This is a genomic window from Streptomyces sp. NPDC104307, assembly GCF_055584045.1.
In genome coordinates this window covers 69075-95720 of record NZ_JBVJMU010000001.1, presented here as the reverse complement: position 1 = coordinate 95720, position 26646 = coordinate 69075, and the positions used below count along the sequence as shown (strand labels likewise).

Here is a 26646-nt window from a genome sequence, read left to right as displayed (position 1 = left end):
TACCTGGCAAGGGGGAAGGCCCGGACCGAGAGGTCCGGGCCTTCCCCCTTGCGCGGGAACGTCAGCGCCGCGCGCCCGCCGTCCACTTCGGGGCGCCGTACTGGTAGGCCCCCAGGCTGGGCGCCGGGTCGGTGGAGCCGTCATTGATGCCCGGCAGCGCGATCGCCGCGTTCCTGGCTGGGGAGCCCGCGGCCAGGCGGTAGTCCCGGGCGGCCGCGTCGACGAAGAGCGGGTCGGTCTCCGCGGGCAGGTTGTTGGACATGACGAGACCGCCGTCGGTGGCGCCGTCCATACCGGCGATCTTCCCGATGTTGTTGTAGATCTTCGTGCCCGTCGACTGGTCGGGCCCCTTCACGTAGAACAGCGTCATGCCGCCCGTGTTGTTGTAGACGCCGTTGTCGTGCGAGCCCGTCCCCAGCCCGTTGAGCATCACCGTGCCCTCGCGGTTTCCCCAGCCCACGTTGTTCGCGATCACCAGGTCGCTCTGGCCGTTGTCGGCGTAGACACCGGAGATGCCGAACGTGGATGAGGTCGTCTTCGGTGCCGGGTCGTGCAGCACGTTGTGGTCGATGGAGGTGCCCATCATGTCGGCGCTGCAACAGGTGTACACCGCGGCGACGTCCAGGCTCAGCCGGGCATAGGCCGAGATGTCGTTGTACGCGATGACGTCCTTGCCCGGGTCGAGACCCGCCACGCTGTTCCACTGCAGGTTGATCCCGCTGCGTCCGACGCGGGAGATGGTGTTGTGGGTCACCGTCTGGCTGTTGCCCTGCACGGCGATGCCGGCCGCGTAGGTGCCCATGTAGTCGACGTCGTGGATGACGTTGTCGCTCGCCGTGTTGTTCTGTCCGCGCAGCGCGATGCCGTTGCCCGCGCTCAGCGACAGATCACTGTTCACCACCTTGTTGCCGGTGCCGTCCACGATGATGCCGCTGTCGCCGACGCCGCGCGTGACCGTACTGCCGCAGTCCGTCGCGCCCCTGGTGATGTCCGTGTAGTGCGACAGGTACGTGCCCTTGACGCCGTCGAGCGTGACGCCCGTGGTGGCGGCGCCCGTCTTGACCGTCGAGGCGAACAGGCCGACGCCGGCGACCGTGGTGTGGCTGGTGTTGGTCAGGTCGAAGCCCAGAGTGCGGCGCTTGGCCTCGACGGTGTGGGTGCCGGGGTCGTCGGCGCTGTACACGTACAGGCGATGGGCGGCGGGGTCGTAGAACCAGGTTCCGGGGTGGGCCAGTTCGCCGATCTTCCCGGCGAGCGCGTACCGCGTCTCCTGCGGCACCACCTTGTGCACACACGGCGGCGCCGCGTCGAGGGTCACCGAACCGGCCGTCGAGCCGGTCACCTTGGCGGTGGCGGAGACGTACCAGTAGCCGGTGAGGGCCCGCGCACCGTCCCAGTAGCCCGCCGGGCGGGTCAGGGCCGGGTCATTGATCGTCGCGTCCGCGCTGCCCGCACCCGCGTACTGGAGCACCGGGTCCATGGGGTCGAGGCCGGGGTAGGGCCACTGCGCCTCGATGTCCATCGCCTTGTCGGTGAAGACCTGCACGGTGCTGACGTCGCTGCCCAGGTCCACATCCGTGGAGTAGACGTGTCCGGCCGCGACGGCGTCCGCGAAGTCCGAGTCCGGCGCGTACGGGTCGCCCTGCCCGATCGCGGTGACGTCCGCGGCCGTGACGGGCTGCCAGCCGGTCACCCGAGAGGCGCCGCTCACCGTCACCTGCGCGCCGGGTGCCGCCCGGTAGGTGATCGGCGCCTGCGCCGTTCCGGAGTGCGCGGGTACGACCGTCTCCTCGTACGTACCCGAGTTGATCAGGCACGTGTCGCCCGGCTGCATGAGATCGGCGCAGCGCTGGATGTGGCGGAACGGCGCGGCCGAGGTGCCCGCCGCTGTGTCCTGGCCGTCCGTCGCCACGTAGTACGTCTGCCCGTTCTGGGCCGAGGCCGGGTGGGCGCCGGCCATGACCATGCACAGGGCCGCGAACAGGGTGGCGGCCTGCCACGGCCGGGTACGGGGGTGCGGGCCGCGTGCGCTGCCCGGCATCGGTGGGAGCGGTGGTACCGGAGCTGTTGGGGGGATCGGCATTCCAGGGTCCTTCTCTCGGTCCTTCTGGGTCCTTCAGCTGTCCTTCAGGGGGATGTGCCCGCCCGGGTCAGCCCTTCACGGCGCCCACGGTGAGGCCGCTGATGATGTGGCGCTGCATGTAGATGAAGAAGATGACCACCGGGGCGATGGCGAGCAGCAGGTTGGGGAAGACCTTGGTGAGGTCCGTCGAGTACTGGCTGATGCCCGCGTAGATCGCGGTGGTCACCGTGTAGTGCCCGGACGAGGGGCTCAGCAGGATCTGCGGGCTCACGAAGTCGTTCCAGATCCCGATGGAGTTGAGGATCAGGACGGTGACGACCGCGGGCCGCATGAGCGGGAAGATGATGGTCCAGAACGTCCGGTACCTGCCCGCGCCGTCGATCGTCGCCGCGTGGTCGATGTCCACCGGGATGGTGCGGATGAAACCGACGAACAGGAAGATGCTCACGGGCAGCGTCGAGGCGACGTCGTGTGCCACCAGACCGGTCACCGAGTTCGCCAGGCCGATCTCCCGGAGCACGTAGATCACGGGAATGATCACGGCGGCGCCCGGAATGAACGTCCCCGCCAGGAAGTACAGCATCACCAGCTGGGTGCGCTTCTTCAGGCTGCGGGCGATCGCGTACGCCGCCGGGCCCGCCAGCAGGATGCACAGCACGTCCACCATCACGACGAGGAAGAGCGTGAAGCCGTAGCCCCCGATGACGTTGAACTGCGGACTGGTCACCGCGGCCGACAGGTGCTTGAGCGTCAGCCCGCTCAGTGGGATGCCGAAGGGGTTGTCCAGGATGTCCTGCTGCGACTTGAACGCGTTCACGAGGAGCAGGTACACCGGCACCATCATGACGACGAGCAGCCCGCCGAGCATGATCCAGCGCAGGGGTGAGCGGCCTTCGCCCTGCTCGGTGCGGCCCGGCAGCCCCTCGGGGGCCGCCGGCGGCCTCTCCTTGGCCCTGTGGGCTTTCGCCTCTCGGGCCTTTGCCTCCATTACGACCACCACTGGCTCCTAACCTGTCGCAGCTTGATCTTGGCGGTTGCGCAGCGCCGTCACGACGAGGGCGAGCACGGCGGACACGATCATGAGGAAGACCGCCTGGGACGTCGCGTAACCGACCTTCGTGCCCTCGAAGGAGCGGGCCAGAATGAGGTAGGTGAACGTCTGCGTGGACCCGGCCGGGCCGCCGCCGGTGAGGCTGACGATGATGTCGTAGGCGCGGATGAGCCCCACCAGATTCAGGATGGTCGCCACCGTCACCACCGGAGCGATCATGGGGACGACGATCCCCAGGTTCGTCTGCCGCTTCGTCGCCCCGTCGATCGCCGCGGCTTCGAGGAGCTCGGCGGGCACCGTCTGCAGGGCCGCCACGAACAGCACCACGTTGAAGCCGAACCCGGCCCACACGATGACGGCGATCAGGGAGATCAGCGCCATCTTCTCGTCGAACAGGAAGCCGATCGGCTCGATGTCGAACTTGGCGAGCGTGTTGTTGATGGCCCCGTTGGTGCCGAGGATGGCCGCCCACAGATAGCCGAGGACCAGGGCGCTGATCACGTGCGGGAAGTAACCCACGGCCCGGAAGAAGGAGTTGGCACGCGAACGGCCCTTGAGGATCAGGGCGTAGACCAGACCGAGGCTGACCATGAACACGGTGCCGGACACGGCGATGACCGCGGTCACGTACCAGGCCTGCGAAGAGCTGGGGTCGTCGAACAGGTGCCGGTAGTTGTCCAGCCCGATGAACGAGACCGAGGAGAAGCCGTCCCAGTCGGTGAGGCTGAGATAGACCGCGACACCGACCGGGACGACCGTCAGCACGGTGTACAGCAGGACGGCCGGCCCCATCAGGCCGAGCGAGACCGCCGCCGCGCGCACCTGGGCGCTGCGCCGGCCGGCCGGCGAGGGGGGAGCGGGGGTGACCGGGGCGGTGTTGTCGCGCGGCCCCGGCCGCTTCAGCGCTGCGAGTTCCACCACTTGTCCAATCCGCCGGCGGCGTCCTCGGGAGAGGTGCCCGTGTACAGGGACTGGACCTGCTTGTTCAGTTCGTCGCTGAACCCGGCGATAGGCTGGTTCGCACCGGACTTCACGATCACCGAGGGGGTCTTGTCCAGGACCTTCTGCACGGAGGTGCCGAGGCTCGACATCTTGTAGCTGAACCCGGCGCGCAGGTTGCCGTCGGCGGCGAGCTGGCTCTTGATCGCCTCCGGGTCGGTGACGGCCCACTTGACCAGGTCCGTCGCCTCGGTCTTGTGCCGGGACTTGTCGATCACGACGTACGGGTTGGAGATGTTGCCGAACTGGCCGGACGGGTAGGCGCCGTCGGTCGGCATGCTGAAGACGCCGATCTCGTCGCTCTTCTTTGCGGTGTCCGCGGCGGGCACGAAGTACGACCCCATGATGTACATGGCGGACTTCCCCTTGAGGAAGGCGGTCTGCCCGTCGGCGTAGGTGAGACCGAGCGCGCTCTTCTTCAGGTAGCCGGCGTCGATCCACTTCTTGTACTGCGCGAAGTAGTCAACGTAGCCGCTGTCCGCGAAGGAGTTCTTGCCCGCGATGCGCTGGGCCGTCCACTTCGGCTCCGCCGTGAGCACGCCCGCGTCGGCCATCATGGAGAACTGACTGCCGGTCACCCACTGCCCGGCCGTCTGCAGCGGTTCGTACCCGGCCCTCTTCAACTTGCCCATCGCGGCGGTGAACTGGTCCAGGGTGCGTATCGAGCCCGCGTCGACGCCGGCCTCGGTGAAGGCCTGCTTGTTGTAGAAGACCAGCGACTGGATCTGCTCACCGACACCGACCACATACCGCTTGCCGCCGAGGGCGTACTCGTCGGCCAGCGGCGTCTTGGCCGTCCACGGCTGGTCCGAGAGGTCGGCGAAGAGGGATTCGGTCTCGGTGGTGGGGGTGATCTGCTGGGCGACGTCCGGCGGGTCGCCGGCCGCCAGGTCCTGGGTCAGCTTCGCGTTCGCCGAGATCGTGCCGGTCAGCTCCAGATCGACCTTCACCTCGGGATGGGTGCGTTCGTACCGGGCGAAGAGGTCGTTCCAGTACTTCTCCGTCAGGTTCGGCGTGATGTTCACGATGACGCGGAGAGTGGTGGTGCCACCCGCGCCCTCGTCGGACGTACCGCCGCCGCAGGCGACGGCCGAGGCCATCACCAGGGGGGCGGCGGCGAAGGCGCAAACACGGCGCCAGACTGCTTTCATCGGACACGCTCCGTTGCGTAGTCGTGAATAATCGATAGCTACTGTCGGTCGGGAAGTGCGGGTCGGAAGTGGTGCGCGGTGGAGTGGGGTGCCGCGTCGCGCCGGGCGGGAAGGCCGGCCGGCGTCGGCGGGCGATCGGCGGCCACGGACCCTGGAGATATGGGGGTCGGGACGCCTTCGCTCTTCGCTAATCGTCTATCGATTGCTGATGCTATGGCTGGCATCCCACAATGTTCAAGAGTGCTGCCGTAACCTGTTGTTCAAGCGGCCTGCTTCCACCGCACCCCAACCCTCCCGGCGCTGCCCGGAGTCCGCACGGTCAGGGTGAGACGCGTCAGGAAAGCGCCCCAACTCGCGCTGAGCAGGGGATCGTCGAGTTCCACGCGCTCTGTCGAGGCGACGGCGAGGGTGGCGTCCCAGTGCATGACGACTCCCGAACCCTCTGCCGTCACCCGCGCCCAGCCGTCCCCCAACTCGACGTGACCGGACAGCAGGTGCCGGAGTCGCACATACGGGAGCCGCCCCCGCCAGGTGTCCTCGACGTCCACGTAAGAGGCGGCCGCCCCGGCCGAACGCACCAGGCGCACCGTCCGGTTCCAGCTGGTCAGCGGACCGGCCGGATAGGCGCCGCTCAACTCCGCGCTCAGGACGCTCCGTGCGCCGTCGAGGCTCACGGCCACCTCGCGGGCGGTGAACTCCCGCCCGGGGGACTGCGGGTGCCCCGGTTCGGGAACGTTGTGCCACGCGCTCTGGAAGGGCCACGCCGCATACCGGTCGGGCCCGAACGTCTGCGTGGTGTACCGGGGCCGGCCCGCGTCGACGACCAGTGGCCGCCCGTCCACCGCCACCCAGTACGAACCGACATCGAGGTGGTTGTGGTGCTCGCCGTTGTGGCCCGCCTTCACGGCGAGCGTGAGTCCCCGTGTGGAAGCGGGCTCCTGACGCGCCACCAGCACCTCAAGACGGGGCAGCCACACCTCGCCGGCCAGCCACGGGGAGCCGTCGTCCGGAGCGGACCCCGCGGCGACCGCCCCGCACCACCGCGGATCGGCGAGCGCCGCCAGCGCACGGCCGAGGCCCGCCCTGGGCGGCGCGGGATCGCCCTCCTGCCGGGCGCCCGCCACCGCGTGTGCCGACGTCTCGGGCCTGCCGAGACGCACACCCCACCGGTACGGCACATGCCAGGGCCGGTCACCGGACAGGCGCGGCGGGGCATCGCCCACGTTCACGTACCAGCTCCCGCCCAGATGCATCCGCTGCGGATACCGCAACAACTGGGCCAGTAGCGGGAGCTCGCGAGCGTCGAGCGCCGGGCCGCCCACTCCCGCGAGCAGATCGAGTACCTCCAGGACCCGGCACGCCCCCGCCCACCAGTACATGATCCCCTCGTCCACGCCCCCGTCGTCCGGGAGAACCGCGACGTAGTGGTCGAGCCCCTCCACCACGAGCCGCACCAGACCGGCCCGCCGCGCCTCGTCCTCGCACAGCAGCAGCGCGCACGCCAGTACCGCACTGTGGATCCACGGATTCCAGTTGTTGGCGTTGCCGTCGGCACCGATCCACCGCCAGTCCCGCACCCGCTCGAACGGGGCCAGCACCCGAAGGTCCACCTCCCGGCGCAGCCGCCGCCGGAGCCCGGGAACCCGACGCTCCAGATGAGGCCCCAGCACGTGATCCGCCCATGCGAACAGCGCCGCCACCTCGGCCGCCCCCAGATCCAGATACGGCTCGTCCGCATCGGGCACCACCTCGCCGCGCGCCGCCGCGAACCGGTCGTGCGAGGCCCAGCACCAGGTACTCGCCTCCGCGAACCGCACCAGGCCGTCCACCGCGGCGTCCAGAAACGGGCACACCTCGCCGGCGTCGGTCGCATCGGCCACCTCGCCGGTCAGCACCGCCGCGAGGACCAGCCGGGAGACCCGCTCCTGCAGCTCCCAGGCCCGGTCCTCGTACGCGCCCCGGTCCCCGTCGCGCGCCGCGCGGGCCCAGGCCCCCGCGGTCAGCCGCGGCTCGGGGCGCGCCAGTTCGGCCCGCGCACCGGCGATCACCCGCTCACGCGCGGGGCGCGGCACTCCGTCCCACACCTCCCGGCACGTCACGTCCGGTACTCCGACCCGGCCCGCCGGATCGCCCAGCAGCCTTGCCAGCCCAGGGCCGAGCGCCGAACGGAACGACGCCCCCAGAATCCCCGTCGCCATGCGCCTAGACCTCCCCGTTCCCAGCCGCGTCGGGGTCCTCGTCCAGTTCCAGTTCGATCACCGGAAGGAGGACGTCCGGGCGGGCCGTTGGCAGGGTCAGGGTCAGCGTCCCCGCCGGCTGGCCCGGGGGCGTCATGTTGGTGTGCTCGTGCCCGGCGCCGTCCACCTCGTGGAAGCCGATCTCCGAGCCGTCGTGCAGGAACTGCGCGTACCGGACCCGCCCCGCCAGTCCCGGCAGGTGCACATGTTTCAGCGGCCAGGCGAGCAGATGGAGATACAGCTGACGGCCGCGACGCGTGTACAGGGCGTTCGCCGGCGGGGTCAGACCGCTCGGTCCCGCCCCGTGCACGGAGCGCGTGTGCGGCACTGTCCAGGAGCCGATCGCCGCCAGGGTCTCACGTGCGCGCGGATCAAGGGCGCCCCGCCCGGTCGGCCCGACGTTCAGCAGGAGGTTCCCGCCGCAGGCCACCGACTGCACCAGCATCCGCACCAGTAGCGCGGGATCCTTGTAGTCGTGGTTGTCGCGGTCGTACCCCCATGAACCGTTGAGCGTGTGGCAGGCCTCCCACCGCACCGGCGCACCGTCGCGCTCCAGCGGCCGCTCGGGCTGGTACTGCTCCGGGGTCACGTAGTCACCGGGTATCCCGAGCCGGTCATTGACCAGAATGCCCGGCTGCAGGGAGCGGACCGTGGCCATCAGTTCCCGCGCACCCCAGTCCGCGGCGGTCTTCGACGGATAGGTGAAGTCGAAGAAGAGGAGGTCGATCTGCCCGTAGCCGGTCAGCAACTCCCTTACCTGTCCGTGGAGATAGGCACGGTAGGCGTCCATGTCACGCGGTTCGTCCGCGGCCTCGGTGCCGCGCAGCGGATGGTGCTCGTCGACCGTGAAGCCGGGGTGGTGCCAGTCGAGAAGTGAGTAGTACAGACCCACGCGCAGCCCCTCCTCCCGCATCGCCGTCACGAACTCCCCGACCAGGTCCCGCCCGTTCACCCGGACCGAGGTGTAGTCGGTCAACTCCGAGTCGAACAGGCAGAATCCGTCATGGTGCTTGGCGGTGAGCACCGCGTACCGCATGCCCGCCTCCCGGGCGGCCCGTGCCAGCGCCCGCGCGTCGAAGAGATCCGGGTCGAAACGGCTCAGGTAGCGGTCGTAACTCTCCTGGTCCATCAACTCCCGGCTGCGCACCCACTCATGACGTGCCGCCAGGCTGTAGAGGCCGAAGTGGACAAAGAGCCCGAAGCGTTCGGCTTCGAACCAGCCGGGTGACGTGGTGGTCACGAAAATACTCCTGACACATTGACAGTACTAATCGATTAACTGTTATCTACCATCGATAGGCGATGATGTCACTGGCGCTGTGTACGGAGGCAAAAGCATGGACCCGACCAGGGATCACGGAGCACCGTCGACAGAGGAGATCCGGACGTACGCGTCGATGCGGGCACCGGTCCACACCTCAAAGTACGTGCGGCCCACCGCACGCATGGTGGAGGCCCTCGGCGAGGTCAGCGCGGCCACGGCCTGCGCGAAGCTCCATCAGATGGGAATCACGCGGACGTTCATCGACGGTCCGGTGCCGCTGCACCGGGAGCCCGACGTGCAGATCACCGGAGGTGCCGTCACCCTCCAGTTCCTGCCGAGGCGCGAGGACGTCTTCAACGGCGCGGAGCAGGAGGACGCCGAGCGGGAGACCGCGCTGTGGAAGGTGCTCGAATCCATCCGCCCCGGCGACGTGCTCGTGGTCTCGGCCCAGGGCAGCCACTACACCGGCTGCCTGGGTGACATGCTGGTGCGCTACTTCAAGCTGAAGGGCGGCGCGGGGATCGTCGTGGACGGGCGGATCCGGGACGCGGCCCGGGTACGCGCGCTCGGCGTCCCCATCTGGTGCACGGGCGTCACCCCGCACTACGCCTCGCAGACCGAACTCTTCCCGTCCGCGTTCAACGTCCCGGTGGGGGTCGGCGGCGTTCTGGTGGCCCCGGGTGACCTGATCGTGGCCGACGAGGACGGGGCCGTCGTGGTCCCGCAGCACAGCGCGGTGCCGCTGGCCGAGGACTCGATCCGGCATCAGGACCGGGAGGAGTTCGCGCGCCGTCGGCTCGACGAGGGCGCCCGGCTGTCCGACTATTACCCGCTCACCGCCAAGACGCTGCCCGAATTCCTGGCCGCCCACCCCGCCACCTGAGCCGGTCCGCCGCCGACCGCGGGCCGCGCGCCCGTCCGTGCCCGGCCCGCGGCCGGCGGCGGACCGGAAATGCGACAAGCATTCACCTGCTCGACCGAGCTGGTGAATCCAGGACGCGGACGCTCCCTTGCCGTCAGGATGAGGGGCATGAACGAAATGGGCGCGGGGCCGGCCGACTGGCCAGTGGTGGTGAGGGTTCCGGTGGAGCCGGTGGAGGCCGCGATGGAGGCCGACGCTCTCGACGCGGCGCTGCACAGCACCTTGGCTGTCAGAGGACCGCTGTTCGGGGTGGCCACACAGAGTACGGGCGACGGTCGGCGGTGGCGGGTGGCCGTAGAGGTCACCCAAGGCTGTCCGCAGCAGGCCCGGGACTCACTGAACTCCCTGCTCTGGTTCCGGGCGAAGGACGAAGCCAAGGACAAGGCCGAGCGGCGGGCGCTACTGGCGGCGGTCGCCCGGCTGGAGAGCGAGCGCGTCGACGAGCTCACCGTGCTCGACACCCGCTACCGCGTGGTGAGGGCCGAGGAGTACGCGGGCATGGACGCGAACGGTGACATCGAGACACCGCGGCCGACCGACCCCGAACCCCTCACCCCGGACTGGGGCCCCGGCACCCATGGCCCGAGGGTCGACGAGGACCTGGTGCTGGATCCGGACGCACCCCTTTCCCCTGTCCAGGCGTCCGAGCGGCTGTCCTTGCGCTCGCTCGTCTACACCGGTACCAGGTTCCCCGACTCCGTGCTGGGCGATTCGGCGCGGGCTGTGGAGAGCCACCCCGATGTCCTGCTCATGCCCGCCGCCTTCCAGGTCGTGGAGCGGTCCGGTACCAGGTCCTGGAGGCCGGGCAGCGCCCTGCACGTCAGCGCCCATGACGCACGCGTCACGCTGTACTTCTCCCTGATGTGGTTCAGGCCACGCCTGCGGGGGCTGATCGCCCACGATGCCGGCCGGGACGTCGACGCGCACACCGCCGCCCCCGAGGACGCCGCCGCGGCCGCGGAGCTGGCGGCGTTCGCCCAGGCCGCGGACCGGCTCCGCGCGGGCCGGCTCAACCAGGTCGAAGTCCCGGGCACCGCCCTCCGGATCGTCCGCACCCGCCGCCTGCTGCGCTGGGGCCCCGACGGGCCGGAGGGCCCACGCCCTTCCGACACCAACACCCAGGACCCCGAAGTCATCCACCCCCGCCTCGACGAGGACGGCGTCGTCCATTTCGAGGAGTCCGCGCAGGAAGAAGCTCCGCCTCCGTCCGCAGACGTAAGTGATCAGTCATGACGCCGGCACCACACGACGGCCCCGTCCGCATGCGCGACGTGCCCTTCGTTCCTGGCTGCTCCGCCCCTAGACGATGGGCCTGCCGCACCTGAACTGGCCCGCACTGACGGTCCTCGTCATGGCCGCGGGCCCCACGGCCCGGCCTCCTGCGTCGAGCGGCTCTTCCGGTAACGTCCGCCGGCCGGCCGGCCGGCCCGTGCCGTCGCGGAACGTCAGCGAGGGCTGAGGAGGCAGAACTCGTTGCCCTCCGGGTCGGCCAGGATCGTCCATGAGATCGCGGACTGATCGAAGTCAGGGACGGTCGCGCCCAGGGCGCGCAGCCGGGCTCCCTCTGCTGCCAGGTCGTCACCGGTGTAGGGCGAGACGTCGAGGTGGACGCGGTTCCACACCGTTTTGGCGCCCGGGGTGCGGATGAACTCCAGGTAGGGGCCGACGTCCTTGGCGGAGCGCATCGTCGCGTGGTCGTCGGTGACCTCGTGCAGCGTCCAGTCCAACGCTTCGCCCCAGAACCGGGCCATCGCTCGTGGGTCGGTGCAGTCGACCACTACCGCGGCGATCGGTCCGGTGTCCCGGTAGACCGGTCGGGGCTCCAGGACGCAGAACTCGTTGCCCTCCGGGTCGGCCATGACCGTCCAGGGGACGTCGCCCTGACCCACGTCGGCGAGCGTCGCGCCGAGACCCTTCAGACGCGCGACCAACTCCGCCTGATGCGTGGTCGAGGTGGTGGCCAGATCGAGGTGCACCCGGTTCTTCACCGTTTTGGGTTCCGGGCGGGCGATGATGTCGACGCAGACGGCTGTGGGGCCGGGGTAGGCGAAGCCGACGGGTTCGAGGTTGGTCACGCCGGGGCCCTCGCTGTCGATACCCCAACCGAGTGCCTCCGCCCAGAACCGGCCGAGCGCGGAGTCGTCCTGGGCCTTCATGTTGATCTGCACAAGTCGTGTCGCCATGCCGGAGATCATAAAGGGCCCCGTGCGGCCGTATTCGTACGGCCGCACGAGGCCCCAAGCCGAGTCCTGCCTCAGCGGAAAGCGGCGATGTTCCGGGCGACCCAGTCGCTGAAGGCGTGCGGGGCGCGGCCCAGGACTCGTTCCACGTCCGGGCTGATCCGCAGTTCGGCCGGGTTCGGAGCGGCGATGATGTCCAGGGTGTCGTCAGCGAGCTCCGGCGGAACGAACCGGGTCATCGCGGCTCTGGCTTCCTCGCGGGAGAGTTCGTGGAACCGTACCGGCGAGCCGAGCGCGGCGGCGACGGCCGCCGCCTGCTGACGCGGGGTGATCACCTCGGGCCCGGTCAGCTCGTAGGTTTCCCCGGCGTGCCGGTCGTCCAGCAGGCAGGCCGCCGCCATCTCCGCGATGTCCAGTGGGTCGACGATCGGAGCCCCGACCTCCCCGAACGGCGCGGCGACCGTCCCTTGCGTGCGGACGGACTCCGCCCAGGCCAAGGCGTTGGAGGCGAAGCCGCCCGGTCGCAGCACGGCCCAGTCCAGACCTGACCGCCGCAACGCGTCCTCCAGCGCGCGCATCGCGATCCGCGTGGGACCGAGCGGCCTGGTCGCCACGCCCTGCGAAGACAACAGGACGACCCGGCTGACCCCGCTGGCCACGGCGAGGTCGATGATGTCGGACGGACTGGCGTCGGGGGAGTGGAGGTCGCCGGACAACAGGAAGAACAGCGCCTTCGCCCCGTCCAGTGCGGGGGAGAGGCTTGCCGGCTCTGCCAGGTCGGCCGCCACGTGCCGGACTCCGTCCGGCACCGCCGCCGCCTGCCGGGACACCGCCGTCACCTGCTCGCCGGCCTCGGCCAGGGCCTGCGTCAACGGGCGGCCCACATTGCCGGTCGCTCCGGTCACCACGATCATGTTCAGCTCCTAGTCGGTTGTGCACTGCGGGGATTGACGCTAGGAGGCGGGCTTACTTTTCGTAAGAACATACCTAGAGGTAAGCTCCGAACATGAGGGAAGGCACGCAGCTCAGACAGGCCGGTGCGAGCGGCGGGTATGAGGTGTTTCACACCGACTGCCCCGCGCGCGACATGGTCGACCACGTGACCAGCAGGTGGGGCGTCTGGGTGCTGATCTCCTTGCGGGGCAACGACCTTCGGTTCTACGAGCTGCGCAACAGCATCCAGGGCGTCAGCGAGAAGATGCTCTCCCAGACACTGCGCGCACTGGTTCAGGACGGTCTGGTCCGGCGGGAGGTCGAGCCGACGACGCCGCCCCAGGTCACCTATGGGCTCACCGAGTTCGGCCGGCACGTCAGTGAGCCTCTGACGGAGTTGTTCGACCGGATCACACAGCGGATGGCTTCCGGTGGCGGGTCCGCCACGGAGCGGCTGGGCGCAACAGGTGCTCCTGCGGCAGGTTCGTGAGGCCGGACGCGGTCGCCCCCCGGCTTCGCGTCGCCCGGCTTCGCGTCGCACGAGGCGAAGCCGGGCGACCGGAGTCAGCCCGGTCGGGTAAGGCCGGGAGGCGTCAGGCCTTGACCAGGACGTACGTACCCGAACCGTCCTGCTTGCCGCTGCTGTACTGGCGCAGCGGCTGGCCCTCGGCGTAGCGGTCGTGCCCGATCATGTAGCCGGTGTACTTGTTCTGGACGCCGATGTTGTCGGAGCCGGGAACATCCCGGTAGACGTAGAACCGCTGGAGGTCGTCCGACTTGCAGTCGGCCTGCACCAGCGGAGACCCTTCGTCGGCCGCGGTCTGCTCCGCGATGGCCAGGCACTTATTGCTTGAGTGATTGACGAGGATCTGCTCGGCGACGCCGTTGTTCTCCGGCCCGTGGCACAGCTGCCACTGGTCCAGGTTAAGGCTGAGCACCGTGGAGGGCTTCAGCTGGACGTTGTCGCCCTGCAGGAAGCCGGGGGCGGTCCAGAACAGGGCCCGGTCAGCTGTGCCGATCTTGTAGTAGCCCTCGTCGCAGGTGAAGCCCGGTGCGACGCTGGCGCGGGTGGACCGGCCGGTCGGATTCGAATCCGCCGCCTTCCCGCTCTCCGCCGCCCTCCCGTCCTTTGCCGCCTTCCCGTCCTTTGCCGGCGCGGATGCCTTCTCCGCCGGTGCGTGCCCGGCACCGGCCGGCGCGGTTCCGCAGTCGAGGAGATCCTGCGCCTTGCGCATGATGCTGTTGGCCGGCACCGCGTCCTCGCAGCGCACCGCGCCCTCTTCGAGGGTCGTGTAGGTGGTGTAGCTGCCGTTGCCGGGACCTTCCACCCACTTCAGGCCGAAGGTGCCGTCACCCAGGTCGACACGGTTGCAGTTGAGGCTGCCGTACTCGCCGGTCACCTTCTTCGTTCCCTCGTAGAGGGCGTAGTAGCCGGGCTTCTGGAAGTTCCACGTGATCGACTTCGAGGTGCTGCCGGTGGAGGTGTAGGACATCTGCACGTCCAGGCCCACGGACGCGCCGGCCTTGCTGAGGGCTTCGACCTCGAAGCTGCTCTCTATGCTGGTCTTCTGGCCAACAGACACCGAGATGACGGTCTGGGTGCTGGTCTCGACCGTCTGGGAGCCCAGCGAGCCATCGGTGACGTACCAGCCCTTGAAGTGGGTGATCGTCGGGGCGACTTCGACACTCTGGATGAACGGGTGGCGTTTGCCGAGATCAGCGGCAGTGCAGGCGTCACCGAGTTCCGCCTGAGCGGCGGCGGGCAGGGCCGGTGCGGCGGCTGCCGGCGCGACGGCGAAGCTCATGGCGGCGATCCCGGTGGCAGCTGTGGCCGTGAAGGCCAGTAGCCCTCTGTTTAAGCGGTCGGTCCACCTTGCGTGACGCATCGTCTGTTTCCCCCTTTGGCCGAACCGCGCAGGCGGGGCCGGCCGGTCCGGTGTGGCCGTGTGATGGTGCTGAGCGCGAGTGAACATAGCGTCACCAGTAACGGCAGGACGACGCCGAAATCGGCCAGTACGATCACGCCGGGGCGCGATGGCCTGTTCTCGGTTGGTTTCACGCGGCCATCAGCCCTGCTCACCACGATGTGCGTCAGCCACGCGGCCGACGGGCGCCCCGGGGCCTCGCCTGGGATCAGCCCATGAGACGGACGGCGCGCAGTGTCTCCTGAGGGTCCAGGAAGGCGAGCGTCCGGCCCGAGGCCACTGGCGCGCTCTTGCGGATACTCGACTTGAACTCGCCCTGCCACAGCGTGCGGCCGTCCGAGGAACGGAGGATGCGGACCGCCTGCCGATGCTGGAACAGTCTCGCGGTGTGTGAGTGACGGATCATGGTGTAGTCGCCCGCGGAGTCGATCCTGAGGTCCGCTCCCCCCTTCGACCGCCAGAGCTCTGCCCCGTCTTCGGCGCCGAGACAGACCGCGCCGTCGGATGTGGGCAGGACGAAGCCGCCGGGAGTGGAAACCGGTTCGGGACCGAGGCCCGCAGAGCCGGCCTCCCCCTTGACGGCCCACTTCTGCTTCCCGGTGCGGACGTCGATGGCCGTGGGACCGCCGCGCTCGCCCTCAAGCCGTGGGAGCAGGAGGGTGGTGCCGGAGAGGGGGGCCGCCGGGGGAGTCTCCTGCGTGGTGCCGTTGCTGCCGGGTACGTCCTTGATCTCGGACAGGGGGATGCGCCACTTATCCCCGCCCGTGCGGGCACTGCGCAGGACGAGATCGATGCGTTGCTTCTTGCCGTGCTCATGGAAGAGGACCGCGTCGTCCGTCCGCTGCGGCGCGCTGACGTATTCCCCGAGGTCGCTGTACAGGTTCATGCGGGGCTGCTCCCACAGCCTCTTTCCTGTCGCGCCGTCGAGTGCCGTCGAGCCCACCAGCGCCAGATCCCCGATCGTCGTGATGCCGCCCGCTCCGGGCACCGACTGGCTCCAGCGTTCCTTCCCGGTACGGGCGTCGAGAGCCGTGACGTGCTGCTCGTTGGGATCGTCGCTGCCGAAGAGGACCAGTCCTCGGTCGAGCACGTGCAGGTCACGGTCGTCCTTGTCGTACGCCTCCAGCTTCCAACGGGTCCTGCCCGTGGCGCCGTCGAGGACGTACAGCACCGGAATGAGGTCCTCGGGCAGCTGGGCCAGCGCGATCACGGTGTCGCCGCCGTCGAGCGCGGCCGTCTGCGAGCGTCCGTGCAGAGGCCACTCAAGGCCGAGGTCGCGCTTCCACAGATGCTTGCCGCTGTTGAGGTCGAACGCCTGGATCAGAGCGCTGTCATGGGCGGGTACGAAGCAGCGTTCGCCGGACCGGATGGGCTGGTCGTATCCCGCTCCGTCCGAGCCGGGGTCGTACGACCAGGAGTACCGCTCCTGTTCGGGGCTGCCGGTGAGGTAGACACCCGCGGAGACGCCGACCGTGGCCACCGCGGCGACTCCGGCGCCGCGCCGGAGGAGTCCGCGGCGGCTCAATGGAGTGCGACCTGCTGCCCCCGGGGTGTCAGGACGCGTGGCCGTGACGGTGGGAGCGGCCTCGGGTGGCACCGCGGTGTCCGCGTGCCCGGGGCGCGGGGACGGCACGGGCCCCGTGGGAGCGGCCCGGCCCTCGCACTCGCGCAGCGCGTCGGCGAGTTCGGCGGCCGAGTCGTACCTGTCACGGGGATCCTTCGCCAACAGGCGCAGAATCAACCGGTCCCAGGCGGGTGAGACGCCCGGCCCCACGCCGCTCGGCACGGGTGGCACATCGTTGAGGTGCGCCGTCAGGAACCCGAGGGTGTCAGGTGCGCTGAACGGCAGCCGCCCGGTGCGGAGTTCGAACAGGACGCAACCCACCGCGTACAGGTCGCTGCGCTGCTCCGGGTAGCCGCGTGCCTGCTCGGGCGCCATGTACGCGGCCGTGCCGACGACGAGCCCGGTGCGGGTCAGCCGGCCGCCGGTGGCCGAGGGGTCGGCGGCTCGGGCGATGCCGAAGTCGAGGACCTTCACCCGACCCGACGACGCGACGAAGATGTTGGCGGGCTTGATGTCACGGTGCAGGACACCGACCGCATGCGCTTCCGCGAGGGCCTCGCAGATCTGTACGCCCCAGCGGGCCGCGTCCACCCCACCGACCGGCCCGCGGTGGACAGCGGCCTCCAGGCCCTCGCCGCGCAGCAGCTCCATGACCAGGAACGGTGTATCACCCTCGGGGGTGGCTGCCGTGCCCAGATCGTGCACGGTCACGATGTGCGGATGCTGCAGCGCGGCGGTGATCCGCGCCTCACGCAGGAAGCGGGCGCGTGCCTCACCGGCGGTGCTGCCGCCGCCCCCGAGCACCGAGATCACCTTCACGGCGACCGCCCGCCCCAGAACCTCGTCGCGGGCCTCCCAGACCTCGCCCATCCCGCCCTGTCCCAGCAGCCTGACAAGCCGGTACCGGTCGGCCAGTATGCGGTCCACCACAGCTTCAAGTCCCCCAGATCGCAGCGTGATTCCAGCCAACCGATCGCAGCGTAGCTCCAGGATCGGGCGTACGCACGGCCGGGTACGGCGAAGTCACGGATGCCGGGGTCCAGCGTCCGGCGGTCACCGCGTGGTGCGGGGTCCCGTGACCGGCCGTACCGCTGACCGGGCTCGGCCCTCCGGTCGGCGCAGGCGAGACGGTCGCGACAGCGCCTCGTCGCGGACATCAGGATCGCCGTCCGAGACCGGTGTCCCCACCGGGCGGCTTCAGCCCTGACGCCTACTCGATCGCGCCGCCCCGCACCGTCCGTGCTGCCGTGCGTAGTCCGTCATTGGACATCTCTTCTTCCTCCGGTCTCGGCACTGAACCCTCCGCCGCACGGCTCTGTCAGACGAGTGGCGTAACCCTCAACAAGCGGGACTGCAGCGCTCGTTCGACAGATCCAGGTGGTCTACTCATCGGCAGATGAGTAGTTCCGCCGATGCCGCGGGTTCGATGCCCCGGTTGGCTGGTGGTATGAGACACAGCGCTTTGGTCACTGATGAACGCATTCCGGCTTCGCCACGAACCCGCCGCGTGGGAATCTGCGCGTGGCTGGGGATCGTGCTGCTCGCACCAGGTTCGGCACTGGCGCTGGCCATGTCCGTGCTTCCTACGTTTGGTTCCTGCTACGACGGCGGTGAGTGCACGGTATTGCCCCCCACAGAGGTGCTCACCGGACTCTTCGGGCTGTCGCTCGCCTTCGGCCTCGTTGCCGCGCTCAGCCCGGCGCCCCGTTCCCGGCGCACCCCGAGGATTCGTGGCATTGCGCTGGGCGTCCAGTGGGGCGCGCAGCTCCTCCTGGTCCTGTTGCTCGCCACGGCCGGTTCCAGCTGAACGAGGCACGATCCTCACGGGCAGAGCGATGCTCATTCCGGACTGGCTGCGGTGCTGAGCCGTATGAGCCGCACCCATCGAGCTCAGCAGACTCGCGGCTTTCACTACTGCCGGCGTCTCGGACACCGCACGCGCCCGCGCCGCTTCCATCCGAAGACGTTCGCCGTCACCACAGGTACAGCGGCCCGCCAACGTCCACAAGGGCGTGCTTGACGCCGCTACGATCATCTAGGCAGGCCGACCCCAGACGGCGTCCGACCGGTTGACGATCTTTCGGAGTTCGCGGGCGCTACGTGGCGACAGAGCCCGCATCACCGTGTCGAGGAGAGCTCGGGCGTCGAGGGGGCTTCCGCAGCAGTACCAGTGCACGTTGCCCCACTCGTAGTCGCGCCACAGAGCACGCTCGGACTGGTGGACGTAGTCCTTCCACAGGGCCACAGCCCTGCTGACGTCGCCCGGCCGCAGGTAGTTCCGGGTGCGCTCAAGCTCGATGATCTCGGACATGGCACGCGAGGACAGGCCGTCGATGACGGGCCGTGCATCCGTTGACCGATGGTCGCCGGCGGTGGCTCGGCCCCGTCCTGGCCGCCTACGCGGCATGGGCCTTTCGGTTTGTCGTCATGCGGTACATGGTGCCATGGCCTCGAACGGAATCTCGAACGGATTCGCCCCAGGTACTCGCCGGGCCTGGGGGCGTAGCCGTGTCGTCGGCACCGCCCCGGAGGGACGTGCACGGCGGACGGGTCCGGTCTCCGGGCGAAGTCATCAGCGGTCGAGCGTTTCGGCCGCGGTGCTGATGACCATTCATATTCTGTGCTCGCCATCTCGGCGAACATTGTTGCGCGGCGCGGACCATCGGTTTTCGGAAGGTCAAAAAAGAGGAGTGTGAGGGGTTGTTCGACCGATGTTTTGCTTTTCCGGATGAATTACGTGTGGCTGAGCGGTCTTCCCCAGCGCGTGTCGGAATCATCGGCGGCGGGCTGGCGGGGCTGGTTTCGGCCTATGAACTCCAGCGGCGTGGAGTGGACGCCGTGATCTATGAACGAGCCGAACGCCCCGGAGGGCGGGTCCGCACGCACCGGTTCTGGGACGGCACATACGCTGATGTGGGCGCGATGCGCATCCCGGGGAACCATGAATGCGTGCTGCACTACGTGCGGGAGTTCGGGCTGCGGACCCGCCCCTTCATCAATCTGAATCCGGACGGGTATTACCACCTGCGTGGCCGACGGATGCGATTGAGTCAAGTGCGGCAACTGTATTCGGCCTACGGTATCGATGCCCCCGGCCGGAACGGACCGAGAGCGTGGTTGGACAGTGTGCTGCGTAAGGCGTGGGACGCGCTCTCTCCGCCACAGCAGATGAGCGTCCTGGAAGGCGACTGGCAGGACGCCGCCCTGGACGAGCTGATGTCGACGTCCTTGTGGCAGTTCGCCCGCCGGGAATTCTCCCAGGACGTCTGGGACCTGCTCGGACACACCAGCGGACTGGTCCACTACGAGCACGCCTCTCTCCTCGAAGTAATCGTCGACTACTTCGGTCTCTTCCACGCCGCGCCCCTCGAAATCAATGGCGGGATGGATACGCTGATCCGCGAGTTCGTGCGCCGCCTGAGGCCCGGAACGCTCCGACTTTCCACGCGCGTCGACGCCGTGCAGCTGTTCTCCGACGCGGCGCGGATCAGCGGTCAGTGTGTGGGCCGGCCTGTGGACGAGTCGTACGACGCCGTGATGGCCTGCGTCCCGCTGACCACGCTCGATCAGATCGCCATCACCCCGGAGCTGCCCCACCGGCAAGCGCGAGCGGTCCGCGGGCTCACCTACGCGAGCAGCACCAAAACCCTGGTTCACCTCCGCCGCCGAAGCTGGGAGATCGACGACGGCATCTACGGTGGCGGGAGTTTCACCGACCTCCCCATCCAGCAGTGCTGGTACCCGTCGGACAACGCCCGTGCTTCCCCCGTCACCGGTCTGCCCTCGTCCCAGCGGCTGACCGCCCTGAGCGCCGAGCTCTCGCACGAGCCAGGCGTACTCACCGGCGCCTACCTCTGGGGCCCACACGCACGGCGCTTCACCACGTTGACGCCGGCGGACCGCGACCGGGTCGTGATGCGGAGCCTGGAACAGCTGCATCCGGGCATCTGCGACGACATCGACGACATCCTGCACTGGGACTGGGACAACCAGCCCGGAATGAGCGGCGGGTCCTTCGCCTATCTCGCTCCGGGGGAGCACAAGAGATACCTCGGCGGCCTCGCGACACCGCATCCGGAGAGCAATCCCCGGCTCTTCTTCGCGGGCGAGCACCTCTCGGCCGCCCACGCGTGGATGCAGGGCGCCGCCCAGTCCGCGCTGCACACCGTCGGCCGCCTGCTCGATCGACTGTCCGCCTCCGAAACAGGGCTGGACGCGCGCCGCGAAGAGGACAACCTCATCAGAGAAGGAGCGACGTCATGAGCGCGCAGGACCCGCAGAGCAGCCGCAGCCGTCCGCCTCTGCGCATGCCGGACCTCCACAAGACCTTCCTCGCCCCTCCGGGCACGCGCGAGCGCATCGGCCTCGAAGTCGAGGCAGGTGTGCTGGACGAGACGACCGGCCTCGCCGCTCCGTACGACGGGCCGCACGGCATGGCGGCCCTCCTGCGGCAGGCAGCAGAGAAGTGGGGCGGTTCACCACAGAGGGCCGGAGACGTCCTGACAGGAGCTCACCTCCCGGACGGGACGAAACTGACGCTCGAACACGGCGGTCAGCTCGAATACTCATCCCCTCCCACAGACAACCTCGTCACGCTCGTGGCCGCCATGCGCCGCACCATGGAAGACCTGGCCGCCCTCGCCCAGCAGCACGGGCTGGCCATCGTCCCCGGCGGGAACCTCCCCTTCGACCGGGTCGAAACCTCCACCTGGGTACCCACCGCGCGCGGCGGAGTCATGCGAACGTACTTCGCCGGACTCGGCCCGGAAGGCGAGGGGGCACCACACATCATGAAGCTGTCGACCTCGACCCAGACCACCCTGGACTACCTCTCGGCGGACGACCTCGCCTCGAAGCTCCGCGTCCAGGTCGCCGCCTCGCCCGTCGTCGCCGCGCTGCTCGTCAACTCGCCGCTCTACGCGGGACAACCGGACGGAGTCCTCTCCCACCGCTGTCGCGACTGGCTCCGCATGGACTCCAGGCGCGTCGGTCCACCGGGCACCGCACTCCGGATCCCGCTCACGGCGGAGGCCCTCACCGACTGGGCACTCGGCCTGCCCATGATCTACCGCCACGGCCCCAGCGGCTACCGCCTCGCCGGCTCTCAGACCTTCGCGCACCACCTCCGCGAGGGCTTCGACGACGGCACAGCTCCGGACTGGGACGACTGGCTCTCCCACCTCGACCAGGTCTACACCACCGTCCGTGTTCGCCGGACCCTGGAGACCCGCGCGCCGGACGGCCCGCCGTACCCGCACATCCCCGCGGTCCCGGCCCTGTGGACCGGGCTGACCTATCACGCACCCTCGCGTGCGGCCGCCTGGGAGCTTCTCCGGCAGTACACACCCGAGGAGGGCAACGCCGCACACCAGGCCCTGCCCACGGACGGACTGGCCACCCGGCTGGGCGCAGACACCGTCCGCGAACTGGCGGGCCACCTGATCGCCCTGGCGCGCACCGGCCTGCGGGCCCGTATCCAAGCCGGGCTCGAACAACCCGAGGTGCTCGCCTTCCTCGACCCGCTCGACGAGATCCTGGACACGAACGAGACGTTTGCCGAGCGGACCGCACGCCACTGGCGGACCACCTACCGCAACGACCCCGCCCGCTACGTCACGGCACATCGAATCCCACCCGCCACCTGACGCGGAGCAGGGCACCGCCCGGCGGAACGGCCGCGCGGGACCACACGCCACGCACATCGGTGCCGGGCGGACCGACAGGCCGTTCCACCAGGGCCTTTCCGCCAGGGGCCGGAACGGGGCGGGGGAGCGGGGCCGTCGTGCATCACCCCCGTAACAAAGTGATCCGATTCCTTGTGCGGGCCGCGTCCATGCCCGTGAAGTGGGCTGATGCACTTTTCGACAGCAGGCGGTCCGATCCTCCGCCACCTGCGCATATGGCATGCCGTGCCCGCCTTGCTCGTCGTGGCGGCGGTACTGGCCTATCTCGTCCTCCTCCCGTCCGACGGCCCGCGCCCGGTGCCCAGCAGCCCCTGCAGACCCGCCGGTTCGGTCAATACGGTGCGCGAGGAAACGCCCGCGATTCCCGACCTCGACGGGGACGGATATGCCGATGTGGTGTACGAGAACTCCGACACGGAGAACTTCGACGTGATCGTCGTGCCCGGTTCCGGGCACGGCCCGGACCACGATCGTACGACCGTCCTCACCCGCGATGACCTCGGTGTGCCGGACCACATCCAGACGGGCGACGAACCGTGGGAGCCCACAGTCGCCGACCTGGACGGGGACGGACACGCCGACCTCGTCGTCAGCGGCGCCGCCCAGATCCTGTGGGGAGGGTCCAAGGGCCCGAAGGCCGGCGGACCGAGGGGGCGCGTCCCCCTGCCGGGCAGCGGATACAGCACCGCGCCGATCGCCGGCGACTTCGACGGGGACGGCCACACCGATCTCGTGGTCTTCAGGTTCTCCAACAAGGACCAGGAACTCGTCGTCCTCAAGGGCCCGTTCAACCGCTCCGGCGCCCCCGCCCGGACCGTGGAGATCCCCAGCCCGGTCGACGAGGGCGCGTCACCCGTGCTGGTCGCCGGGGACGCGAACGACGACCACGCCACCGATCTCGCGCTCTACGACTCCCCGTGGGACCCGCCCCTGCTGTTCACCGGCGGCGCCCGTACCGCCGGCGGACTGAGCAAGGAACCCGAGCGGCTGCCCGAGGGCGAGAACGTCGTCTTCGGTGACTTCGACGGCGACGGGCGACGCGACGTCGCCATCGGCCGGAGCTTCGTCGACAGCGACGACGAGGTCGACACACCCCACCGGCGTGGCCAGGTCAGGGTCCGCTACGGGAAGGAACCGGGGAAGTGGGTCACTATGGAAGGCGGCGACTACAGGGAGGGCTTCGGTACCGGGCTCGCCACCGGAGACTTCAACGGCGACGGCTGCGACGACCTGGCCGTACAGCTCACCAAGAAGAAGGAGACGGGGGACGCGCGGATCGAGGTGCTGCGGGGCGGCTCGGAGCACGGGCTCGGGTCGAAGCCCTGGCGCGCCACCAAGCGCTCCGTGCCGGGTGACTACGGCCCCGCCGACGGCACGCTCGTCTCCGTCCACGACTGGGACGGCGACGGCCGCTCGGAAATGGCCCTTTTCGGCGGGGACAGCTGGTGGATCACCGACGGCACGGACCGCGACGAGGCGTCCTTCCCGAACGCTCCGGGCAAGGAACGAAGGCCGTAGGTTCACCCCGGGTCGGCAGCCGAGACCTCGTGGCCGCCGGGCACCAGGCGAAGGGTCAGGATCTGGAACGGGCGCAGGGACAGCGCAACTTCGGTCCCCCGGAGGGACAGAGCGGGCTCGCCCTCCAGGTCCCGTTCCAGCAGATCCGTCGTCCCTGCCGAGGCCACGGGGAAACCGGCCTTGAGGGTGGTCCGCACGCGTCCGCCCGTGGACTCGTAGAGGCGGACGATCACATCGCCCGAGCGGTCGTCCGCGAGTTTGACCGCCTCGACGACGACACCGTCCTCATCGATCCGCACCAGCGGTTCGACGGCTGCGCCGCCGGGGACGGCGCGCTCGGGCAGGTTGAAGTGATACCCCTCGCGGATTGCGTCGTGGATGTCCGCGCCGAGCACCAGCGCGTAGCGCAGCCGGTGTTCCCCCCGGTCGCAGTCGGGGTCCGGGAAGAGCGGGGCGCGCAGGAGCGATATCCGCGCCGTCGTGGTGGTCCCACCGTCGGGGCGGATGTCCCGCGTCACATCGTGGCCGTAGCTGGAGTCATTGACCAGGGCCGCTCCCCAGCCGGGCTCCGCGACATGCAGGTAGCGATGGGCACAGATCTCGAAGCGGGCGTTGTCCCACGACGTGTTGGTGTGCGTGGGGCGCCGGACATGACCGAAGGGGATCTCGGCGCTCGACTCCGCCGCCCGTACGTCGAGCGGGAAAGCGGCCTTGAGGATCTTCTCGCACTCCCGCCAGTCGGCATCGGTCTCGATGTCGAGCCGGCGGCTGCCCTCGGTCAGGCGCAGCACCTGGGTGATGCGGGAGTCGTTGAAGCTGCGCACGACCCGGACACCGTCGGCCACCGCACTGACCTCGTCCGCCTCGGTGAGGTCGCGCACGGTGTTGCGGTAGAACGCGTCGACGTCCCAGGCGTCCCACTGGTTGGGAAAGTCCTGGTGCAGTTGGAGGAGATTGCCGACCGTGCCCGGTGCCAGCGCCTCGCGCCCGGCCGTCAGGTCGAGGGCGGAGGTGACCAGCCCCCGGGCGTCCACGGTGACGCGTACGAGGCCGTTGTCCAGTACGTACCCGCCGTCCCGCGTGGACCGGGCGGGGACCGGGCCGGCGGCCCGTACGCGCGGTGAGGCGCCGAGTGCGGCAACGCCGTCCCGGGCGTGCGGCGCCGCGTTGAACACGGTCTCACCCCCCGCCTTCCCGCTCCCGCTCGCCGCCAGGCCGCGCTGCGCGGTATCGATGACCTCGCCGAGCTCACGGGCCACCTCCGCGTACGTCTCCTCTGCCTCGCGGTGCACCCAGGCGATCGACGTGCCGGGCAGGATGTCGTGGAACTGATGCAGCAGCACGGTCTTCCACACCCGGTCCAGCAGCTCGTACGGGTACGGCCGGCCCGTGCGCACGGCAGCGGTGGCGGCCCACAGCTCGGCCTCCCTCAACAGGTGTTCGCTGCGCCGGTTGCCCTGTTTGGTGGCGAGCTGGCTGGTGAGCGTCCCCCGGTGCAGCTCCAGATAGAGCTCGCCGACCCAGACGGGGGCGTCCGCGTACTCCTTGCGCGCCTTGGTGAAGAACTCCGCCGGGCCCTCCATCTCCAGCCGGGCCGAGCCTTCGAGATCCTCCAGCCTGCGCGCCCGTGCCAGCATCTCCCGGGTGGGGCCACCGCCGCCGTCGCCGTAGCCGAAGGGGACGAGAGAACGGTTGGCAGCGCCCTTGTCCCGGAAGTTGCGCTCGGTGTGCCCGATGTCGGCTCCGGAGAGATCCCCGTTGTAGGAGTCGACGGGAGGGAAGTGACTGAAGATACGGGTGCCGTCGATGCCCTCCCACCAGAAGGTGTGGTGGGGGAAGGCGTTGGTGGTGTTCCAGGAGATCTTCTGGGTGAGGAACCATTCGATGCCGGCCAGCTTCATGAGCTGGGGCAGGGCCGCGTTGTAACCGAACGTGTCGGGCAGCCACATGTCCTTCGTCTCGACCCCGAACTCGTCCAGGTAGAAACGCTTCCCGTGCACGAACTGCCGCACCAGCGACTCCCCGCCGGAAAGGTTTGTGTCGGGCTCCACCCAGAGACTGCCGGTGGGCAGGAACTGCCCGGTGCGCACCTTCTCGACCACCCGGGCGAACACCTCGGGCCGCTGCTCCTTGAGCCAGGCGAGCTGCTGTGCCTGGGACATGACGAAGCGGAAGCCCGGGTGGTCGTCCATCAGGGCGGTGACGTTGGAGACGGTCCTGGCCGCCTTGCGGACCGTCTCGCGTACGGGCCAGAGCCAGGCGGTGTCGATGTGGGCGTGGCCCACGGCGGAGACCCGGTGGGCGCCCGCGTGTGCGGGGGAGGCGAGAGCGGGGGCGAGGGCCTCGCGGGCGCGCGCGGCCGTGCCGCCGATGTCCTGGAGGTCGACGGCGTCCAGGGCACGGTCCACGGCGTGCACCAGCTGCCAGCGCCGGGTGGAGTCCTCGGGCAGCTGGTGCATCAGGCCGGAGAGGACGTCCAGATCCTGGACGAGTTCCCACACGACGGTGTCGAAGACGGCGAGGTCCATCCGGTTCAGCCGGTAGAGCGGCTCACCCGCCGCAGTCCCGCCGCGCAGCCACGGGGCGACGGCACCGTCCGGGGTCGGGACGAAGGGATCACCGTCGGTACCCGAGTCGAAGATGACCGGGTTGGCGGCGGCCTCGATGTAGTAGGTGAACTCCTCCCCTCCCGCGGCCTGTCCGGTGACCGGGAGCCAGGCGTTGCGGGGATTGAGGGCCTTGACCGGCGTTCCGTCGGCACGGTGGACGAGGCCTTCGGCGGAGAAACCCGGCTGGGTGGTGCCGAAGCCGAGGTCCACCACCGCCTCGACCCGCTGTCCGGCCCAGGCGGCGGGGACGGTGCCGCTGATCCGGAACCAGCTGGTGGACCAGGCGGGCCCCCACATCGCACCGCTGCGAACCGGCTCGTACGGGGCGGCGATTCCTTCGGACACGGGAACGGGCTCACCGGTGACGTTCCACATCGCGACGTCCAGGGGCAGGCTCTCGCGGTACACCGCGGGCCGCAGGCGCTGGTCCAGTACGCGGGCGAGCCGGCGTTCGGTGACGGTTCGGTCGTGGTGCATGGGTGCTCCATGAGGGATTGCGGGGGAGGCGAAAGGGCATGCCGGTGCC

Annotated in this window: 19 protein-coding genes; 7 read left to right on the top strand and 12 right to left on the bottom strand. The window is 69.5% G+C overall.

What is annotated here, in order from left to right:
* Positions 1–61: 61 nt before the first annotated feature.
* From ACZ601_RS00290 to ACZ601_RS00265, 6 genes are all read right to left on the bottom strand, one after another.
* The gene (locus ACZ601_RS00290; RefSeq protein ID WP_469531606.1) at positions 62–2041 is read right to left on the bottom strand and encodes a right-handed parallel beta-helix repeat-containing protein; all 1980 of its coding nucleotides are present in this window, start codon (positions 2039–2041) and stop codon (positions 62–64) included.
* 109 nt (positions 2042–2150) lie between these two features.
* Complete coding sequence (locus tag ACZ601_RS00285) at positions 2151–3071, bottom strand: carbohydrate ABC transporter permease (RefSeq protein ID WP_440575549.1); 921 nt, start codon at positions 3069–3071, stop codon at positions 2151–2153.
* A gap of 18 nt (positions 3072–3089) precedes the next feature.
* Complete coding sequence (locus ACZ601_RS00280; protein WP_469531603.1) at positions 3090–4055, bottom strand: carbohydrate ABC transporter permease; 966 nt, start codon at positions 4053–4055, stop codon at positions 3090–3092.
* On the bottom strand, positions 4034–5284 hold the full coding sequence (locus tag ACZ601_RS00275) for an ABC transporter substrate-binding protein (RefSeq protein WP_469531601.1): 1251 nt from the start codon (positions 5282–5284) through the stop codon (positions 4034–4036). The genes ACZ601_RS00280 and ACZ601_RS00275 overlap by 22 nt, the downstream gene beginning before the upstream one ends.
* 260 nt (positions 5285–5544) lie before the next feature.
* Positions 5545–7482, bottom strand: coding sequence for a heparinase II/III domain-containing protein (locus tag ACZ601_RS00270; RefSeq protein WP_469531600.1), 1938 nt, complete (start codon positions 7480–7482; stop codon positions 5545–5547).
* A 4-nt stretch (positions 7483–7486) separates the two neighbouring features.
* The gene (locus tag ACZ601_RS00265) at positions 7487–8761 is read right to left on the bottom strand and encodes an alpha-L-fucosidase (RefSeq protein WP_469531597.1); all 1275 of its coding nucleotides are present in this window, start codon (positions 8759–8761) and stop codon (positions 7487–7489) included.
* Between the two features lie 97 nt (positions 8762–8858).
* On the opposite strand from ACZ601_RS00265, the gene ACZ601_RS00260 reads away from it, so the two are divergent.
* On the top strand, positions 8859–9668 hold the full coding sequence (locus tag ACZ601_RS00260; RefSeq protein ID WP_469531595.1) for an RraA family protein: 810 nt from the start codon (positions 8859–8861) through the stop codon (positions 9666–9668).
* Positions 9669–9815: 147 nt separating this feature from the next.
* Positions 9816–10940 carry a DUF5954 family protein gene (locus ACZ601_RS00255; RefSeq protein ID WP_469531594.1) on the top strand — a complete coding sequence of 375 codons (1125 nt, stop codon included), beginning with the start codon at positions 9816–9818 and terminating at the stop codon, positions 10938–10940.
* Between the two features lie 212 nt (positions 10941–11152).
* On the opposite strand, the gene ACZ601_RS00250 is transcribed toward ACZ601_RS00255, so the two are convergent.
* On the bottom strand, positions 11153–11890 hold the full coding sequence (locus ACZ601_RS00250; RefSeq protein ID WP_469531592.1) for a VOC family protein: 738 nt from the start codon (positions 11888–11890) through the stop codon (positions 11153–11155).
* A gap of 71 nt (positions 11891–11961) precedes the next feature.
* Entirely contained in the window at positions 11962–12801 is an 840-nt protein-coding gene (locus tag ACZ601_RS00245; protein ID WP_469531590.1) for an SDR family oxidoreductase, read from the bottom strand.
* Positions 12802–12893: 92 nt separating this feature from the next.
* Between ACZ601_RS00245 and ACZ601_RS00240 the strand changes: the two genes are divergently transcribed.
* The gene (locus ACZ601_RS00240; protein WP_469531588.1) at positions 12894–13310 is read left to right on the top strand and encodes a winged helix-turn-helix transcriptional regulator; all 417 of its coding nucleotides are present in this window, start codon (positions 12894–12896) and stop codon (positions 13308–13310) included.
* A gap of 103 nt (positions 13311–13413) precedes the next feature.
* Here ACZ601_RS00240 and ACZ601_RS00235 read toward each other — a convergent pair whose 3' ends face one another.
* Positions 13414–14706 (bottom strand): RICIN domain-containing protein, encoded by a 1293-nt coding sequence (locus ACZ601_RS00235; protein WP_469531587.1) that lies wholly within the window; start codon positions 14704–14706, stop codon positions 13414–13416.
* Positions 14707–14953: 247 nt separating this feature from the next.
* Positions 14954–17239 (bottom strand): protein kinase domain-containing protein, encoded by a 2286-nt coding sequence (locus tag ACZ601_RS00230; RefSeq protein WP_469531585.1) that lies wholly within the window; start codon positions 17237–17239, stop codon positions 14954–14956.
* A 577-nt stretch (positions 17240–17816) separates the two neighbouring features.
* On the opposite strand from ACZ601_RS00230, the gene ACZ601_RS00225 reads away from it, so the two are divergent.
* Positions 17817–18116 carry a hypothetical protein gene (locus tag ACZ601_RS00225; protein WP_469531584.1) on the top strand — a complete coding sequence of 100 codons (300 nt, stop codon included), beginning with the start codon at positions 17817–17819 and terminating at the stop codon, positions 18114–18116.
* 228 nt (positions 18117–18344) lie between these two features.
* On the opposite strand, the gene ACZ601_RS00220 is transcribed toward ACZ601_RS00225, so the two are convergent.
* The gene (locus ACZ601_RS00220) at positions 18345–18620 is read right to left on the bottom strand and encodes a hypothetical protein (protein ID WP_469531582.1); all 276 of its coding nucleotides are present in this window, start codon (positions 18618–18620) and stop codon (positions 18345–18347) included.
* A 428-nt stretch (positions 18621–19048) separates the two neighbouring features.
* Here ACZ601_RS00220 and ACZ601_RS00215 point away from each other — a divergent pair, with 428 nt between their 5' ends.
* The 3 genes from ACZ601_RS00215 to ACZ601_RS00205 all read left to right on the top strand — a co-directional run bounded on the left by ACZ601_RS00215 (position 19049) and on the right by ACZ601_RS00205 (position 23511).
* Positions 19049–20572 (top strand): flavin monoamine oxidase family protein, encoded by a 1524-nt coding sequence (locus ACZ601_RS00215; RefSeq protein ID WP_469533748.1) that lies wholly within the window; start codon positions 19049–19051, stop codon positions 20570–20572.
* A complete protein-coding gene (locus ACZ601_RS00210; protein ID WP_469531581.1) occupies positions 20569–21954 on the top strand; it encodes a glutamate-cysteine ligase family protein in 1386 nt (461 codons plus the stop codon). The genes ACZ601_RS00215 and ACZ601_RS00210 overlap by 4 nt, the downstream gene beginning before the upstream one ends.
* A gap of 207 nt (positions 21955–22161) precedes the next feature.
* On the top strand, positions 22162–23511 hold the full coding sequence (locus ACZ601_RS00205) for an FG-GAP repeat domain-containing protein (protein ID WP_469531579.1): 1350 nt from the start codon (positions 22162–22164) through the stop codon (positions 23509–23511).
* 2 nt (positions 23512–23513) lie between these two features.
* On the opposite strand, the gene ACZ601_RS00200 is transcribed toward ACZ601_RS00205, so the two are convergent.
* The gene (locus ACZ601_RS00200) at positions 23514–26597 is read right to left on the bottom strand and encodes an alpha-mannosidase (RefSeq protein WP_469531577.1); all 3084 of its coding nucleotides are present in this window, start codon (positions 26595–26597) and stop codon (positions 23514–23516) included.
* Between the last annotated feature and the right edge of the window lie 49 nt (positions 26598–26646).